The following is a 14,881-nucleotide window of genomic DNA, read 5'->3' on the forward strand; positions in this document are numbered from 1 at the left end:
AATTATGTCATTGTTCGTGGCTGTTTCATGAGCCTATCGAAATTTGTCATGTGCAAGGCAGCGAGTGTGAAGTCATAAGTCTGCGCCAGACAGCGCTGGTGATCCGCTTCAGGAGCATGGCGCACCGCTCGAATAAAGACAGCCCATGACGCTTCTGCAGAACAAGCCTCATCCTCTGGTATGGCCGACCGTGGCGGCAGCCCTGGTCCTAAGCTGGAGCTCCGGCTTCGTCGGCATCCGCTACGCCAGCGAGAACGCCGACGTCATGCTGGTCCTGTTCTGGCGGACTTTTTTGTCCGGACTTATCCTTCTGCCATTTGCTCTTTTGATCGGGCAGCGCATCAGCGGGCGCGCCTTGGCGCAGCAGATGGCGTTCGGCGTGGCGACGATGTTCCTCTATCTAGGCGGATTCGCCCTTGCCATCGGCCAGCGCGTTCCGACCGGCCTTGTCGCGCTGATCTCCGATCTTGTCCCTCTCGCCATCGCGGCGCTGTCGCAGCCCATTCTCGGCCACCGGCTGAGCGCAAGACAATGGATCGGAACAGCCCTGGGCGTAACGGGCGTCCTTATCGTCTCCCTGGACAGCCTCAGTCTCGGCAAAGCACCGGTCTGGGCCTATGTCCTCACCGTCGCTTCCATGCTGGTGTTCGCCCTGGCGACCGTGGTGCAGAAGCGGATCAGGACGATCGATATGCCCATCCATCAGAGCTTGTGCATTCAATGCCTGACGGCGGCGATCCTCTTTGCCGCCTGCGCCGAATGGAACGGCGGCCTGACACCGCCGCTCGACGGGCGTTTCCAGTTCGGCATGGCGTGGCTGGTGCTGTTCTCGACCTTCTTCTGCTACGGCGTCTACTATATGAGCCTGCGTCACTACACCGCCGCACAGGTCAGCAGCGTGGTCTATCTCAGCCCGCCGGTGACGATGCTCTGGGCGTGGCTGATCTTCGGCGAACCGCTATCGAGAGCGATGTTCCTCGGCCTGGCGGTGACCCTGTTCGGTGTCTGGCTGACCTCATCGAGGAGCGCTGCATCGAAGGACAAAGCGCGTCTGAGCTCATGCGAGCAGCCTGCCGGATAATCACGCGACACCAACAAGGAGTGCAATTCCATGAAGCTGACCGATTTCAAGGCCCTGACCTTCGACTGCTACGGCACGCTCATCGACTGGGAATCCGGCATGATCGAGGGCCTGAAGCCACTGACAGAGCGCGCCGGCCGCCGTTTGAGCCGCGACGACATCCTCGAGGCGCATGCCCGGCACGAATCCAGCCAGCAGAAAGGGACTCCGGCAAGACGCTACCGCGATCTTCTGCCGATCGTCTACAAGCGGCTTGCCGAGGAATGGGGCGTCGTCGCCACCGCAGAGGAATGCACGGCCTATGGCGAAAGCGTGAAGGATTGGCCGGCCTTTGCCGACTCGGCGGAAGCCTTGCGGTATCTCAAGCAGCACTACAAGCTGATCATCCTTTCCAACGTCGACAACAAGAGCTTTTCGTTCAGCAACAAGAAGCTCGGCGTCGACTTCGACGCGATATACACGGCAGAGGACATCGGCTCCTACAAACCTTCCGCCCGCAACTTCGACTATATGCTCGAAAAGCTGGCGACGATCGGGGTGGAGAAAAGCCAAGTCCTGCACACTGCCGAAAGCATGTTCCATGATCACGCTCCCGCCAATCGCGTCGGCCTGGCATCGTGCTGGATCTATCGCCGTCATGCCGACCAGGGCTTCGGCGCCACGATGCACCCCGGTGACATGCCAAATGTGGATTTCCGCTTCGACAGCATGGCCGACCTCGTCAACGCGCACAGGCAAGAATTGGGCGCCTGAGTCCGCAGCGCGCGGAGGAGGCGCTGACCGAGCCGATGAGACCCCGAGATAGCTACACGACGCTACGCCGCCTGCTTTCGTGGCGTCCTCTCGCAACCGGATTCAATCCGCCAGCCTTGGAACCAAAAGACCTGCGAGACTGTTCAGCTATCGTTTCATACAACGCTGACGTGCCCTGCCGGTTGGGCAATCGGCGCTTTCGAGGAGTCTCACCATGTCCAGAATTCGTTCAGCCGCGATTGCGGTCATCGCCGCTGTCGGCGTGAGCTTTGCCAGCGCTGCTCACGCCGACAGCGGCACGATCCGCTTCTCGATCTATAAGGCGGCCTTCTTCATCGGCGGCGCCGGCGGCGAAGGCACGCTGACCTTCCGTGGTCGCAACTATCCCATCTCGATCGGGGGCATCTCGGGCGGCCTCGCCTTCGGGGCTTCCAAGACCTATTTCAAAGGCACAGTGCGCCACATTCGCCGCGCCCGCGACGTGGCGGGAGTGTACGGCGCAGCGGGCGGCGGCGGCGCGCTCGGCAGAGGCGCTCAGGTGATCGTGATGACCAACGACAAGGGCGCCGAACTCCAGCTCACAGGCCGGCAGGTAGGCCTGCAGATCAATGCCGATCTCAGCGGCATGACCATTGGGCTGAAATAAGGGGCGGGCCAGGCGGTCATTCCCTCCGCCCATTGGCGCTACCTGATCCAGCCGAACCAAGGGTCCGGTAGAATGGGAAGGGCCCGATGTCGGGCCCTTTCCCTTGCTTGCCTGGACTGTTTGCGTGGAGGCACGGGACGACGCGATCGCCAACAGTCGGAGGCTCTCTGGCTCAATCGCCGCCTGTAGACATCGCGCTCCCAATCACCCAATCTGAGCTGCGGGAACAGAAGCGCTTCAAAGAAAGCGCGGACCTTCGGGTGCGCATGAAAAATCGATGGACCTTGTATGATCCACGGCTGGCCTGGATGCTGATCGCGCCGGTGCTGCTGCTCTTGATCTTCTTCCTGGTGCTGCCGATCGCCGTGATGTCGGTCTACACCTTCTTCACCTTCGTCACCGCCGGCGTGGAAACCAGCGCGCTGACAACCGCGAACTGGCACGAATTCCTCACCGACAGCTACTATCACGGCTTCCTGTTGAAGACGCTGCGGGTCGGCGCCGTCACCGCGCTGCTCTGCGGCGTGCTCGGCTATTTTCCGGCCTATTTCATCTGGGCGACGAGCTTCAGGCACAAGTGGCTGCTGCTTCTCCTGCTCATCGTGCCGTTCTGGATCAGCTTCACCATCCGCACCTTTTCCTGGATCAACATTCTCGGCGAACAGGGCGTCATCAACGTGGCGCTCATAAAGTTGGGCATTGTCAGCGAGCCGCTGCCGATGCTCTACACCGAGGGCGCGGTGATCATGGGGCTGCTGCATTTCCTGCTGCCCTACATGATCCTCAACGTCTATGTCAGCCTGGAAAGCATCGACCGCACGCTGATTGCGGCAGCCCGCTCGATGGGCTGCACCAGTGCGCAGGCGTTTCGCGAGGTGACGCTGCCGCTTTCGTTGCCCGGCCTCGCGGCCGGCCTGCTGCTCTGCTTCGTGCTTGCCGCCGGCAGCTATGTGACGCCGCAGCTTCTGGGCTCGGGCCGCGACGCGCTGTTCGGCAATCTGATCTACGACACCATCATGAGCGAGCTGAACTGGCCGATGGGCGCCACGCTTTCGATCGTGCTGTTCGTCGTGCTCGGTTTCTTCGCCGCCATCTACACCCGCTACATGGGCATGTCGCAGATCGTCAAAGGCCTTGGAGGATGAGGGGATTGGGCGGATGAAGCCTGCACGCCGGAAAGAGGAAGGCAGATGGGCCTGGCGGCTGACTGGCTTCGTCACGCTCTGCGTCTACATCTTCATGTTCGCGCCGATTGCGGCGACCGTCATCCTGTCGTTCAACGCCTCGATGTTCGGCGGCTTCCCGATGACCGGCTTTTCGCTGCAATGGTACGGCAAGCTGATGGCCAATGAGGCGGTGCTGGCCGCGTTCCGAACGTCGCTGTGGATCGCCCTGGTCACCGCGGCCGCCACCACGGCGATCGGCGTCGTCACGTCGTTCGCGCTGGTGCGTTTCGAGTTCCCCGGCAAGCAGACGCTGAGCACGCTGGTGATCCTGCCGGCGCTGGTGCCCGAAACCATTCTGGGCGTCGGCCTCCTGGTGCTGATCAAGGCGGTCGACCAGCCGCGAACGTTGCTCCTCCTGGTGCTCGGCCATATTCTGCTCGCCGTGCCCTATGTGGTGCTGATCACCCAGGCGCGCATGGTGGGCATCCGGCGCGTCTATGAGGAGGCCGCGCTTTCGCTCGGCGCCTCGCGCTTCTCGTCCTTCCGCGAGATCACGCTGCCGCTGCTCATCCCGGCGGTCGTTGCCGGCGCGCTGCTCGCCTTCACCATCTCGTTCGACAACACCTCGGCCAGCCTGTTCTGGCGGCCGGCCGGCGTCGAGACCATGCCTACCCAAATCCTTTCGATGCTGAAGATTTCGATCAGCCCGGAGATCAATGCGCTGGGCACGGTCATGATCCTGGTGACCGTCGGCATCCCGCTGATTGGCGGCATTCTCATGCAAAGCCTGACAAAATTGAGAAGACGAGGCGAACCAAAGGAGGAAGCAAAATGAAACTATCCACCACCAAACGGCTGGAACGGCTGCATGACCGCTACGTGAACGGCGATTTGAGCCGCCGCACCTTTCTGAGCCTGACCGCCGCCGCCGCGGCCTCGGCGGGCCTCTCCATGCCGTGGATGAGCCGCGCGCTCGCCGCGGTCGAGCAGGTGCGCTTCGACGGCTGGGGCGGAACCGTGCAGGAGGCGATCGACAAATACGCCTTCCAGCCCTACACAGCCAAGACCAAGATCAAGGTGGTCCAGGGCACGTTCGGCGACGAGAACGAGATCATCACCAAGATCAAGACGGCGAAGCCAGGCGACTTCCAGATCGTGCATTCGTCCGGCGTCAACTACTACATCAAATACGTCAATGCCGGCATGAACTCGGAGATCAACGAGGCCAACATTCCCAACATGGCGAATGTGCTGCAGCCGATGATCGAGCCGTTCCGCAAGCTGACGCCAAAGCTCTCGGCGGTGCCCTACGACTACGGCACCACCGGCATCGCCTACAACACCAAGGTGATCTCGCCCGAGGAGGCGAAGGAAAAGGGTGCCGGCCTGCTGCTCGACAAGAAATACGCCGGCAAGGTCGGCGGCTATGCCGACATGACCACCCGCGTCTGGTACGCGGCTTTGGCCACCGGACAGGATCCCAACAACATCAAGGACATGGATACGATCTGGGCCAAGGTGCGCGAGACGCGCGACCTCGCCAAGAAATTCTGGAGCTCCGGCGCGGAACTGATGGACCTGTTGTCCAAGGGCGAGATCGTGGTGACCGACGCCTGGTCGGGCCGCGTCGCCGCCCTGCAGGATCAGGGCCATCCGATCGGCTATCTCGATCCGGCGGGCTCCTATGCCTGGATGGAGGACATGCTGATCCTGAAAGGCTCGCCGATGACCGAATGCGAAGAGCTGATCAACTTCATGCTCGATCCGGCGACCTCGATCGCGGTGGCCGAGGGCCAGAGCTACCCGCCGTCGCTCGACCCGACCAAGGTGAAGCTAACCGAGAAGATCGAGAAGCTGCCGGCTTTCGACAAGACCGGCTCGATGAAGGCGCTGACCTTCGCCGATCCGGTCTACTGGGCGACCAACGAGGACGCCTGGACCAAGCAGTGGGACAGGATCGCGAAAGGTGCCTGACAGAAGCCAAGCGTCACTCAGCCCCCGGCCGGTCTCGGCCGGGGCACCCGGCACAGCTCCCAACATGAGTGCGGAGCAGCCGGCGGTCGAGTTCCGCGACATCGACATCGCCTATGGCAAGTTCGTCGCTGTGCGCGACTTCTCGCTGTCGATCCGCAAGGGCAGTTTCGTCACCCTGCTTGGGCCGTCGGGCTGCGGCAAGACTACGATCCTGCGCTCCATCGCCGGGCTGGTCGACATTTCGGGCGGCCAGATCATGATCGATGGGCGGCGGGTCGACGACGTGCCGATCTACAAGCGCAACATCGGCCTGGTGTTCCAGAGCTACGCGCTGTTCCCGCACAAGAGCGTGTTCGACAATGTCGCCTTCGGCCTGAAGTATCGCAACGTGCCGAAGCCCGAGATCGCGCGCAGGGTCGGCCAGGCGCTCGACATGGTGCGGCTGCCGGGCAGCGAGAAGAAGCTGCCCTCGCAATTGTCGGGCGGGCAGCAGCAGCGCATCGCGCTGGCGCGGGCCATCGTCTTCGAACCGCAGGTGCTGCTGCTCGACGAGCCACTGTCGGCGCTCGACGCCAACATGCGCGAGGAGATGCGCGTCGAGATCAAGAAGATCCAGAAGGCAACCGGCATCACCGCCATCTTCGTCACCCACGACCAGGAAGAAGCGCTCTCCATGTCGGACCGCATCGTGGTGATGAACGCCGGCTCGGTCGAGCAGATCGGCACGCCGGAGGAAGTCTATGAGCGGCCCGCCACCGCCTTCGTCGCCGATTTCCTCGGCAAGGCCAACATGCTTGCCGGCACCGTCAGCAGATCCGACGGGCAGATAGCGGTGACGCTTGCCGCCGGCCAGACCGTCCATGTAACGTCGCCGCGGCCGCTGGCGCCGGGCAGCAAGGTCACCGTGGTGGTGCGGCCGCAGAAATTGTCGGTCGGTGCCGCAGCCGGCACCAACCAGCTCTCCGGCCGCGTCGTCTCGACCTCCTATCTCGGCGGCAGCGCCATTTACGAGATCGACTTCGGCGGCAAGACGAGCATCCGCGCCAACGCGCCGATCAACGGCCGCATCGTCCGGGAGGGCGAGACCATCGAGGTCGGATTCGATCCGAGCAGCTGTGTTTTGCTCGACGAGAACGGGCAGCGGATTTCGTAGCCTACTAAGCCCCTGTTCGCATCGGCCTTCAGGAATTCACTGCTTCGCCGCTTGAGCAGCCAAGCGGCCTGGATGCCTGAGGTTGGTCGGCGTGATGCCGGTGTGCTGGCGAAATACCCGGCTGAAGTGCCCGGCATTTTCGAAGCCGCATCTGTAGGCGATGTCGCCTATCTGCAGGTCGCTGCCTTCCAGCAGCGACTTGGCGTAGTGAACCCGGAGCGCCAGGTACGCGGCCATCGGGCTTGTGCCCAGCTCGGTCGCGAAAAGACGCTCGAGCTGGCGCCGGGAGCAATTCAACCGGCTTGCGATCTCGGTGACCGATATCTTTTCCTGCAGGCTGCTTTCCATCAGCAGCAAGGCCCGTTTCACCGCACGGCTCGACGCTTCGGGAAACAGATCGCCGACGGGCTGCACGTCCCGGATGTTGCGGATGCGATCGAGCACGAGGATCTTGGCGGCCTTTTCCGCCGCCTTCTGACCGATGAATTGCGACACGAAATAACCGGCAAGGTCTGCCGCGCCGGTGCCGCCGGCGCATGTCGCGCGGCCGCGGTCGACGGAATAGAGGCTGTCGGCATGCGCATTCACATCGGGGAATTCGGCGCGAAAATCCTTGATGTGGAACCAGCTGACGGCGGCACTGTAGCCGTCCAGCAAGCCATAGCGGGCCAGCACGAAGCTTCCCGTGCACAGCGCGGTTATCGGCACGCCCTTGTCGGCGGCCCGCAGAAGGAAGGCCTCCTTTTCAGCGCTGAGATTGCGGTTGGTGTCGAGCAGACCTCCAACCACGACGACGTTGTCGAAATCCTCCGGATTGCCGATCGCCTTGGTCGGCAGCAATTCGACGCCGCAGCTCGCCCGGATCGGCAGGCCGCGCTCGCCGACGATCTGCCAGTCGAACTCCACCCTGCGGCTGCGATCGCCCTCATCGCCGGCGAGCCGCAGCGTGTCGATGAAAAGCGACAGCGGCGACAAAGTGAAATCGCGCACCAGGAGAAACGCAAACTTCTTGGCCATGCTTTGCGGGACCTGTCCCTTGAGTTATCCGAGGCTCATTCAGACAAGATCGCCGTCCGGGCTGTCATTTGAGGCGAGCCAGCCGATCCATCTCGTCATATATTGTGTACCAAGAAAATACAATCCGTTGACTCACTTGCAAGCGCATGCGACTCTTCCAACTGCCAGGTATGTCGATTGGCAAGGACGATTCCGAAGGTGCGCCATGAAGGGAAGCAAGGGCAGTCTCTATGACGATCTGAAGCGTCGCATCCTGACAATGGAACTCGATCCTGACGAGGATTTGGACGAGGTGGCGCTGAGCGAGCGCTATGGCCTGTCGCGGACCCCGGTCAGGGAAATCTTCCGGCGGCTGGAGGGCGAAGGTTACATCGAGATCCGCGCGAACCGGGGCGCCAGGGTCGTTCCGATGAACCATTCGACCCTTCGGCAATTCTTCCTGGTCGCCCCCATGGTCTACGCCGCCATCGGCCGGCTGGCCGTGCAGAATTTCAAGCCTTCGCAGATGGTAGACCTGAAGGACACGCAGGAGCGTTTCCGCGCCGCCAGCAAGTCAGGCGACGCGCTTTCCATGGTGGTCGAGAACAACAGGTTTCACGAGATCATCGGCGAGATGTCTGCGAACGCCTATCTTCAGCCCAGCCTCGGCAGGTTGCTGATCGACCACGCCCGCATCGGCCATACCTTCTTCCGCCCACGCAATGACGACATGCGCAAGCGGCTGCAGACGGCGGTCGAACATCATGACGGCTTCATCTCGGCCATCGGCGCGCATGACGAGGATGCCGTCGTCGACCTGGTGTTCGAGCACTGGGAACTGTCGCGCGAGAACATGGAAATGTTCATCGCGCCGCAGGGAATGAAGGCGGACGCGCTGGTCGGCGATAACTGACGGCCGCTTAGGAAAGCGACTGCGGCCGGGATAGGAAGAACGCCTGCTGCCGGGCCCGGTGCCGGCAGCGAAACTGCGGCGACGCCACCGAATACCTGCTCCATATCCGCAAATGCGCGACGGGCGCGCTCCCCAGAATTGTACTCGTGCCATATTTTTTATGTGTACGTAAATTATACAATCTGTTGACTCTCGGATGCTGACGTGCAATCTTTCGCGTTATCAAACGCGATCAACCGGTTTCGAGCGCTGCGAATCCCCGCTTGGGAATTCGCGGATGGCCTCCGTTTTGCCGAATGACGCATTGGTCGAAACGGCCACTCCATCGATGGAGAAATGTCTTGAAGTTTGAGGGCATCTACACGCCGGCGGTGACGCCGATCGGTCCGGACGGTCAGATCGATAACGCGGCCTTCGCCGACGTTCTCGAGTCACTCATCGAAGCCAAGGTGCACGGCATCATCGTTGGTGGATCGACCGGTGAATATTATGCCCAAAGCGCCCAGGAGCGCTTCGAGCTCGGTGCCTATGCCAAGCAGGTGATCGGCACCCGCCTTCCGCTGGTCATCGGCACAGGCGCTACCAGGACCGAAGATTCGGTCGAATACGCCAAGGGGGCGAAGGAGATCGGCGCCGACGCGATCCTCGTCTCGTCGCCGCCATATGCCTTGCCGACGGAGCGCGAGAATGCGGTTCATGCGCTCACCGTCGACCGCGCGGCCAACCTCCCGATCATGCTCTACAACTATCCGGCCCGCATGGGCGTGATGATGGGCGAGGAGTATTTCTCTCGCGTCGGCAAATCCCGCAACGTCGTCGCCATCAAGGAAAGCTCCGGCGACATGGGCAATTTGCACCGGCTTGCCCGCAAGTTCCCGCACATCTCGCTTTCCTGCGGCTGGGACGACCAGGCGCTGGAATTCTTCGCCTGGGGCGCCAGGAGCTGGGTCTGCGCCGGCTCGAACTTCCTGCCGCGCGAGCACGTCGCGCTCTACGAGGCCTGCGTGCTCGAAAAGAACTTCGACAAGGGCCGCGCCATCATGAGCGCGATGCTGCCGCTGATGGACTTTCTCGAATGCGGCAAGTTCGTCCAGTCGATCAAGCATGGATGCGAGCTGATCGGCCTGAAGGCAGGCGGCGTGCGCGCGCCGCTGCGGCCTCTCAATTCGGAAGAAAAGCGATCCCTTCAGACTGTCGTCGCCACGCTGAAGCGGACGGTCGCCCAGATCACGTCGGGAGCAAACCAATGCATGAGCCTTTGACCGCCGCCGAATACAAGGCGCTCGCCGCCGAGATTCAATTCCCGACCAATGCCTTCATCGACGGAGGCTTCCGCCCGGCGAAATCCGGCAAGACCTTCAGGACGACCAATCCGGCGACCGGCGAGGTGCTTGCCGACATCGCGGCCTGCGATGCCAGCGATGTCGACTTCGCCGTGGCCAAGGCCAGGGAAGCCTTCGACGACGGCCGCTGGCAGCATCTCGCGCCTGGCGAACGCAAGGCCGTCCTGCTCAAATTCGCCAAGCTTCTGGAGCGCAACCGCCACGAACTCGCGGTGATGGAGAGCCTCGACAGCGGCAAGCCGATCCGCGAATGCCAGACCGTCGATGTGCCGGACACGATCCATACCATCCGCTGGCATGCCGAGCTGATCGACAAGCTCTACGACAACACCGCGCCCGTTGGTTCGAAGGCGCTGACCATGGTCGTGCGCGAACCGGTCGGCGTCGTCGGCTGCGTCCTGCCGTGGAATTTTCCGCTGCTGATGCTGGCCTGGAAGATCGGCCCGGCGCTTGCGGCCGGATGCTCGGTCATCGTGAAACCTGCCCAGGAGACGACGCTGACCACGCTGCGTGTCGCGGAGCTCGCCCATGAGGCCGGCATCCCGGCCGGCGTCTTCAATGTCGTGCCGGGCGGCGGCAAGGAGGTCGGCGAACCGATCGGAATGCATATGGGCGTCGACATGGTGGCCTTCACCGGATCGACGCCGACCGGCCGCCGTTTCCTGCGCTACGCGGCCGACTCCAACCTCAAGCGCGTCGTGCTGGAATGCGGCGGCAAGAACCCGGCAGTGGTTCTCGACGACGCCGAAGACCTCGATCTCGTCGCCGAACAGGTGGTCAACGGCGCCTTCTGGAACATGGGCGAGAACTGCTCGGCCACCTCGCGGCTCATCGTCGACGCCAAGATCAAGGACGAGCTGCTGCTGCGTATCGGCGCCTACATGCGCGAGTGGAAGACCGGCGATCCGCTCGATCCTGAAAACCGCATCGGCGCGCTGGTCAGCAAGACCCATTTCGAGAAGGTGAAATCCTTCCTCGGCGACGTAAAGACCGAGAAGCTCTCGGTCGCCCATGGCGGCGCCACGCATAAGGGTGCCTATATCGAGCCGACCGTCGTCGACGGTGTCACCCCTGCGAGCCGCCTCTTCCAGGAGGAAATTTTCGGGCCGATCCTGTCGGTGACGACGTTCAACTCGCTGGCCGAGGCGATCGCGCTCGCCAACGACACGAATTACGGCCTCACCGCGTCCGTCTATACGGGGAGCCTGCGCAAGGCGATCAAGCTCTCCCGCGAGCTCCGCGCCGGCGTCGTCACGGTCAACTGCTTCGGCGAAGGCGACGCGACAACACCGTTCGGCGGCTACAAGGAATCCGGCTTCGGCGGGCGCGACAAGTCGGTCTTCGCGCATGACAATTACTGCGAACTGAAGACGGTCTGGATCGACGTCTCCGACCGCTCGGTCGACGAGACCGTCCGGTGAGCGATCTCGTCGTCAAGCGGCTTCCGGCTGAATCCGGAATCTCTGGCTGGGAGGCGATCAGCAGACGCTGCTTCCCCGTCCGCACGCTCGACGGCGACATCAAGGCCGACTGGCTGATCATCGGCGGCGGCTTCGCCGGCCTCTCCGCCGCCCGGCGGCTCGCAAAGCTTCGGCCGGGCGACAGGATCGTCCTGCTGGAAGCCGGAGAGGTCGCCAAAGGTCCCGCCGGCCGGAATTCCGGCTATATGATCGACACCCCGCACAATTTGTCGTCGGGCGAATATTCCGTCGCCGGTGAGGCCGAAACAAAGGCGGAGATCGCCGAGAATCGCTTCGCGATCGCTTTCGCCGCCGAGGCGGCCGCGGAATACGCAATGTCCGCGCGCACCTTCGATCCCTCGGGCAAGATCAATGCCGCGGCGACCGAACGCGGCATGACACTCAATGCCAATTACGGCCGCTCGCTCAAGACGATCGGCGAAGAGCATCGCTTCCTCGACGCGAGCGACATGCGGGAAATCACCGGGTCGTCCTACTATCTCGGCGGCCTCTACACGCCCGGCGCCGTGATGATCCAGCCTGCCGACTATATCCGGGGGCTCGCGGCGGGGCTCGCACCGAAGGTCGACATCTTCGAGCACTCGCCGGTGCTCAAGCTCACCCGGGCCGGAAGAGCCTGGAAGGCGGTGTCGCGCACCGGAAGCGTCACCGCGCCGAAAGTCATCCTCGGCGTCAACGGCCATATCGACGATTTCGGTTACTTCCGCGGCCGCCTGATGCACATCTTCACCTATGCATCGATGACCGCCCCATTCACCGCGAAGTCGACGGGCAAGGACCGGTGGGCATTGCTGCCGGCCGATCCGATGGGCGCCACGGTCCGGAAGATAACCAGCGACGGGCTCTCGCGGATCGTGATCCGGACCCGGTTCACCTATGACTGGCCCGTGCGGGTCAGCGAGAAGCGCTTGGCCGGCATCGCCGGCGAGCAGCGGATGTCACTCGATGCCAGGTTTCCGGACCTCAAGGATGTGCCGTTCGAATATGTCTGGGCCGGACGGCTTTGCCTCAGCCGCAACCACGTGCCCGCCTTCGGCGAGATCGAAGACGGCCTTTATTCGGCGTGCTGCGAGAACGGCCTTGGGACCGTGAAAAGCACGCTCGCGGGCATCATGGCCGCGGATCTCGCGACCGGCACCCGGTCGAACATGCTCGACAAATATGCGGATCAACCCCAACCCGCGCGGCTTCCTCCCGAACCGTTCGCGTGGATGGGCATCAACACGGTGATCCGTTTGCAGGAATTGCGTGCTGGCCGCGAGGGATGAGCTCTCGCCGCGCAATGTGAAGACCGAGCAGACCGCGAAGTCTTCGAACGGGAATGGAAACGATAACTAAGGAGTGAGGAAACATGAAGACGTTGTGGAAAGCGCTCTGCGCTGCCGCGATGGTCGGGATGACCATGCTGTCCGCTCAGGCGGAAGAAAAGACAATCACCGTTGGCACGATGTCGTGGGAGGATCTCACCCCCATCACAGGCATCACCAAGAAGGTGCTTGAGGACGCCGGCTACACCGTCAAGGTGGTCGATTTTTCCGAATGGGGCATCGCCTACGCCGCATTGACCAAGGGCGACATTCAACTGCTCGCCTCGCAGACGGACTATGTCGCGCAGGACTACTGGGACAAGAACAAGAAGCGCCTCGAGAAGATCTCTCCGGTTTCGCACGGCCTCTACCAGGCGATCGCCGTGCCGAACTACGTGACCATCGATTCGACCGAGCAGCTCAACGACAACGCCGACAAGTTCGGCGGCAAGATCGTCGGCATCGAGCCGGGTTCGGGCCTGATGCGCGACGCCGCCAATGCGATCAAGGAATACGGCCTGAAGCTCCAGCTGGTCGAAGGCAGCACCGCCGCGATGACCGCCGCGCTGAAGTCGGCCGTCGACCGCAAGGAATGGATCGCCGTCACCATCTGGGAGCCGTCCTGGATGATGCAGAAGTATCCCGTGAAATACCTCAAGGATCCGAAGGGCATCTTCCCGCCGCCGCAGAGCTACTACTGGATTGCCAAGAAGGGCTTCTCGGCCGACCATCCGCATGCCCGCGAGGTCATCGCCTCGGTCTATGTGCCGCTCGCTGATATTACCGCCATCAACGGCGCGGTCAGCGACGGCAAGAAGATGGATGAAGCCGTCAAGGCCTGGACCGACGCTCACGCCGATCTCCTGAAGCGCTGGGAAAACATCAAGGGCGAGTAATCACACCAACGGCGGGCCGCCGAACCGGCTGCCCGCCTCCAAACACGATAGCCATTTGGTGGCCCATGGGGAAGGCAATGAACATGACCGTGAATGCCCCCAACGAAGTGTTGGTCGACTGCAAATCCGTGTGGAAGGTGTTCGGGAGCCGCGCCTCGGCCGCGGTCAAGGCGATCTCCGAGCGCGGGCTCTCCAAAAAGCAGGTGCTGCAGGAGTTCAACTGCGTGGTCGGTGTTGCCGACGCTAGCCTCCAGGTCCGCCGCGGCGAGATCTTCTGCATCATGGGCCTCTCGGGAAGCGGCAAGTCGACGCTGATCCGTCTGCTTAATCGCCTGATCGAGCCGAGCCTCGGCAAGATCACGGTCAAGGGAAAGGAGATCGCCAAACTCAATGCCACGGAGCTGCGCGACATGCGCGCCCGCAATATCGGCATGGTGTTCCAAAGCGTGGCGCTCCTGCCGCACCGCACGGTTCTGGAAAACGCCGGCTTCGGCCTCGAGGTGCGCGGCGTCGCCAAGGAAGAACGCAACAAGATCGCCCGTGCTGCCCTCGGAAAGGTCGGGCTCGCCGATTGGACATCGCGCTATCCCTCGGAGCTTTCCGGCGGCATGCAGCAGCGCGTGGGCCTCGCCCGAGCCTTGGCGGCAGACCCGGAAATCATCCTCATGGACGAGCCTTTCAGCGCGCTCGACCCGCTCATCCGCCGTCAGTTGCAGGACGAGTTCCGGCAACTGACGAAGTCGCTCGGCAAGTCGGCGGTCTTCATCACGCATGATCTCGAGGAAGCCATCCGCATCGGCGACCGTATTGCTATCATGAAGGACGGCGTCATCGTCCAGGTCGGGACGGCTGAAGACATCGTGACAAAACCCGCAGACGATTACGTCTCCGATTTCGTGGCGGGCATTTCCAGGATTCACCTGGTCAAGGCGCACTCCGTGATGACGCCAGTGGGCGAATACAAGAGTGCGCAACCGCATAGCGACGTGAACGCCCTGCCCCAAACGTCGCCCGAGGCCGACATCGGCGCGCTCATCGACCTCACGACCCAGTCCGATCGCGATGCGGTCGCGGTGGTCGAGGGCGAAACGGTCGTCGGCGTCGTCACCATCCGCGGCCTGCTGCGCGGTGTCGCCGGCAAGCCTGCGGGGGAACTCGTGGCGGCATAGCTC

Annotated in this window: 14 protein-coding genes; 13 read left to right on the forward strand and 1 reads right to left on the reverse strand. The window is 62.7% G+C overall.

Going from position 1 to position 14,881, the window contains the following annotated elements:
- Positions 1-145 precede the first annotated feature (145 nt).
- The 7 genes from A9K66_RS07525 to A9K66_RS07555 all read left to right on the forward strand — a co-directional run bounded on the left by A9K66_RS07525 (position 146) and on the right by A9K66_RS07555 (position 6,773).
- The gene (locus A9K66_RS07525; RefSeq protein ID WP_067321741.1) at positions 146-1,081 is read left to right on the forward strand and encodes a DMT family transporter; all 936 of its coding nucleotides are present in this window, start codon (positions 146-148) and stop codon (positions 1,079-1,081) included.
- Positions 1,082-1,111: 30 nt separating this feature from the next.
- On the forward strand, positions 1,112-1,834 hold the full coding sequence (locus A9K66_RS07530) for a haloacid dehalogenase type II (protein WP_067321744.1): 723 nt from the start codon (positions 1,112-1,114) through the stop codon (positions 1,832-1,834).
- A 214-nt stretch (positions 1,835-2,048) separates the two neighbouring features.
- Complete coding sequence (locus A9K66_RS07535; protein ID WP_066993122.1) at positions 2,049-2,480, forward strand: hypothetical protein; 432 nt, start codon at positions 2,049-2,051, stop codon at positions 2,478-2,480.
- Positions 2,481-2,746: 266 nt separating this feature from the next.
- Positions 2,747-3,625: an ABC transporter permease gene (locus A9K66_RS07540; RefSeq protein WP_082953754.1), complete on the forward strand. Its 879-nt coding sequence runs from the start codon at positions 2,747-2,749 to the stop codon at positions 3,623-3,625.
- A gap of 13 nt (positions 3,626-3,638) precedes the next feature.
- On the forward strand, positions 3,639-4,481 hold the full coding sequence (locus tag A9K66_RS07545; RefSeq protein WP_082953755.1) for an ABC transporter permease: 843 nt from the start codon (positions 3,639-3,641) through the stop codon (positions 4,479-4,481).
- Positions 4,478-5,620, forward strand: coding sequence for an extracellular solute-binding protein (locus A9K66_RS07550; RefSeq protein ID WP_066993114.1), 1,143 nt, complete (start codon positions 4,478-4,480; stop codon positions 5,618-5,620). Before A9K66_RS07545 ends, A9K66_RS07550 begins: the two co-directional genes overlap by 4 nt.
- The gene (locus A9K66_RS07555; protein WP_082953756.1) at positions 5,613-6,773 is read left to right on the forward strand and encodes an ABC transporter ATP-binding protein; all 1,161 of its coding nucleotides are present in this window, start codon (positions 5,613-5,615) and stop codon (positions 6,771-6,773) included. Before A9K66_RS07550 ends, A9K66_RS07555 begins: the two co-directional genes overlap by 8 nt.
- A gap of 36 nt (positions 6,774-6,809) precedes the next feature.
- On the opposite strand, the gene A9K66_RS07560 is transcribed toward A9K66_RS07555, so the two are convergent.
- On the reverse strand, positions 6,810-7,790 hold the full coding sequence (locus tag A9K66_RS07560; protein WP_066993111.1) for a GlxA family transcriptional regulator: 981 nt from the start codon (positions 7,788-7,790) through the stop codon (positions 6,810-6,812).
- A 205-nt stretch (positions 7,791-7,995) separates the two neighbouring features.
- Between A9K66_RS07560 and A9K66_RS07565 the strand changes: the two genes are divergently transcribed.
- The 6 genes from A9K66_RS07565 (at position 7,996) to A9K66_RS07590 (ending at position 14,878) form a co-directional block, all read left to right on the forward strand.
- Positions 7,996-8,682 (forward strand): GntR family transcriptional regulator, encoded by a 687-nt coding sequence (locus A9K66_RS07565; RefSeq protein WP_067321755.1) that lies wholly within the window; start codon positions 7,996-7,998, stop codon positions 8,680-8,682.
- Between the two features lie 341 nt (positions 8,683-9,023).
- Positions 9,024-9,944: a dihydrodipicolinate synthase family protein gene (locus A9K66_RS07570; protein WP_067321758.1), complete on the forward strand. Its 921-nt coding sequence runs from the start codon at positions 9,024-9,026 to the stop codon at positions 9,942-9,944.
- Positions 9,929-11,446 (forward strand): aldehyde dehydrogenase, encoded by a 1,518-nt coding sequence (locus tag A9K66_RS07575; RefSeq protein ID WP_067321761.1) that lies wholly within the window; start codon positions 9,929-9,931, stop codon positions 11,444-11,446. The genes A9K66_RS07570 and A9K66_RS07575 overlap by 16 nt, the downstream gene beginning before the upstream one ends.
- Complete coding sequence (locus A9K66_RS07580) at positions 11,443-12,774, forward strand: FAD-binding oxidoreductase (RefSeq protein WP_067321764.1); 1,332 nt, start codon at positions 11,443-11,445, stop codon at positions 12,772-12,774. Before A9K66_RS07575 ends, A9K66_RS07580 begins: the two co-directional genes overlap by 4 nt.
- Positions 12,775-12,857: 83 nt before the next feature.
- Positions 12,858-13,709 carry a glycine betaine ABC transporter substrate-binding protein gene (locus A9K66_RS07585; protein WP_067321768.1) on the forward strand — a complete coding sequence of 284 codons (852 nt, stop codon included), beginning with the start codon at positions 12,858-12,860 and terminating at the stop codon, positions 13,707-13,709.
- Positions 13,710-13,786: 77 nt separating this feature from the next.
- The gene (locus tag A9K66_RS07590; protein ID WP_067321771.1) at positions 13,787-14,878 is read left to right on the forward strand and encodes a glycine betaine/L-proline ABC transporter ATP-binding protein; all 1,092 of its coding nucleotides are present in this window, start codon (positions 13,787-13,789) and stop codon (positions 14,876-14,878) included.
- Positions 14,879-14,881 lie beyond the last annotated feature (3 nt).

The sequence above is a fragment of the Mesorhizobium sp. AA23 genome (assembly GCF_001672435.1).
Lineage (GTDB): Bacteria > Pseudomonadota > Alphaproteobacteria > Rhizobiales > Rhizobiaceae > Mesorhizobium.

Bases quoted from the DNA above. Each gene is read 5' to 3' on its own strand.
- A9K66_RS07540 (WP_082953754.1), top strand. From the start codon at position 2,747: ATGAAAAATCGATGGACCTTGTATGATCCACGGCTGGCCTGGATGCTG.
- A9K66_RS07565 (WP_067321755.1), top strand. From the start codon at position 7,996: ATGAAGGGAAGCAAGGGCAGTCTCTATGACGATCTGAAGCGTCGCATC.
- A9K66_RS07545 (WP_082953755.1), top strand. From the start codon at position 3,639: ATGAAGCCTGCACGCCGGAAAGAGGAAGGCAGATGGGCCTGGCGGCTG.
- A9K66_RS07575 (WP_067321761.1), top strand. From the start codon at position 9,929: ATGCATGAGCCTTTGACCGCCGCCGAATACAAGGCGCTCGCCGCCGAG.
- A9K66_RS07525 (WP_067321741.1), top strand. From the start codon at position 146: ATGACGCTTCTGCAGAACAAGCCTCATCCTCTGGTATGGCCGACCGTG.
- A9K66_RS07530 (WP_067321744.1), top strand. From the start codon at position 1,112: ATGAAGCTGACCGATTTCAAGGCCCTGACCTTCGACTGCTACGGCACG.
- A9K66_RS07535 (WP_066993122.1), top strand. From the start codon at position 2,049: ATGTCCAGAATTCGTTCAGCCGCGATTGCGGTCATCGCCGCTGTCGGC.
- A9K66_RS07550 (WP_066993114.1), top strand. From the start codon at position 4,478: ATGAAACTATCCACCACCAAACGGCTGGAACGGCTGCATGACCGCTAC.
- A9K66_RS07560 (WP_066993111.1), bottom strand. From the start codon at position 7,790: ATGGCCAAGAAGTTTGCGTTTCTCCTGGTGCGCGATTTCACTTTGTCG.
- A9K66_RS07585 (WP_067321768.1), top strand. From the start codon at position 12,858: ATGAAGACGTTGTGGAAAGCGCTCTGCGCTGCCGCGATGGTCGGGATG.
- A9K66_RS07590 (WP_067321771.1), top strand. From the start codon at position 13,787: ATGAACATGACCGTGAATGCCCCCAACGAAGTGTTGGTCGACTGCAAA.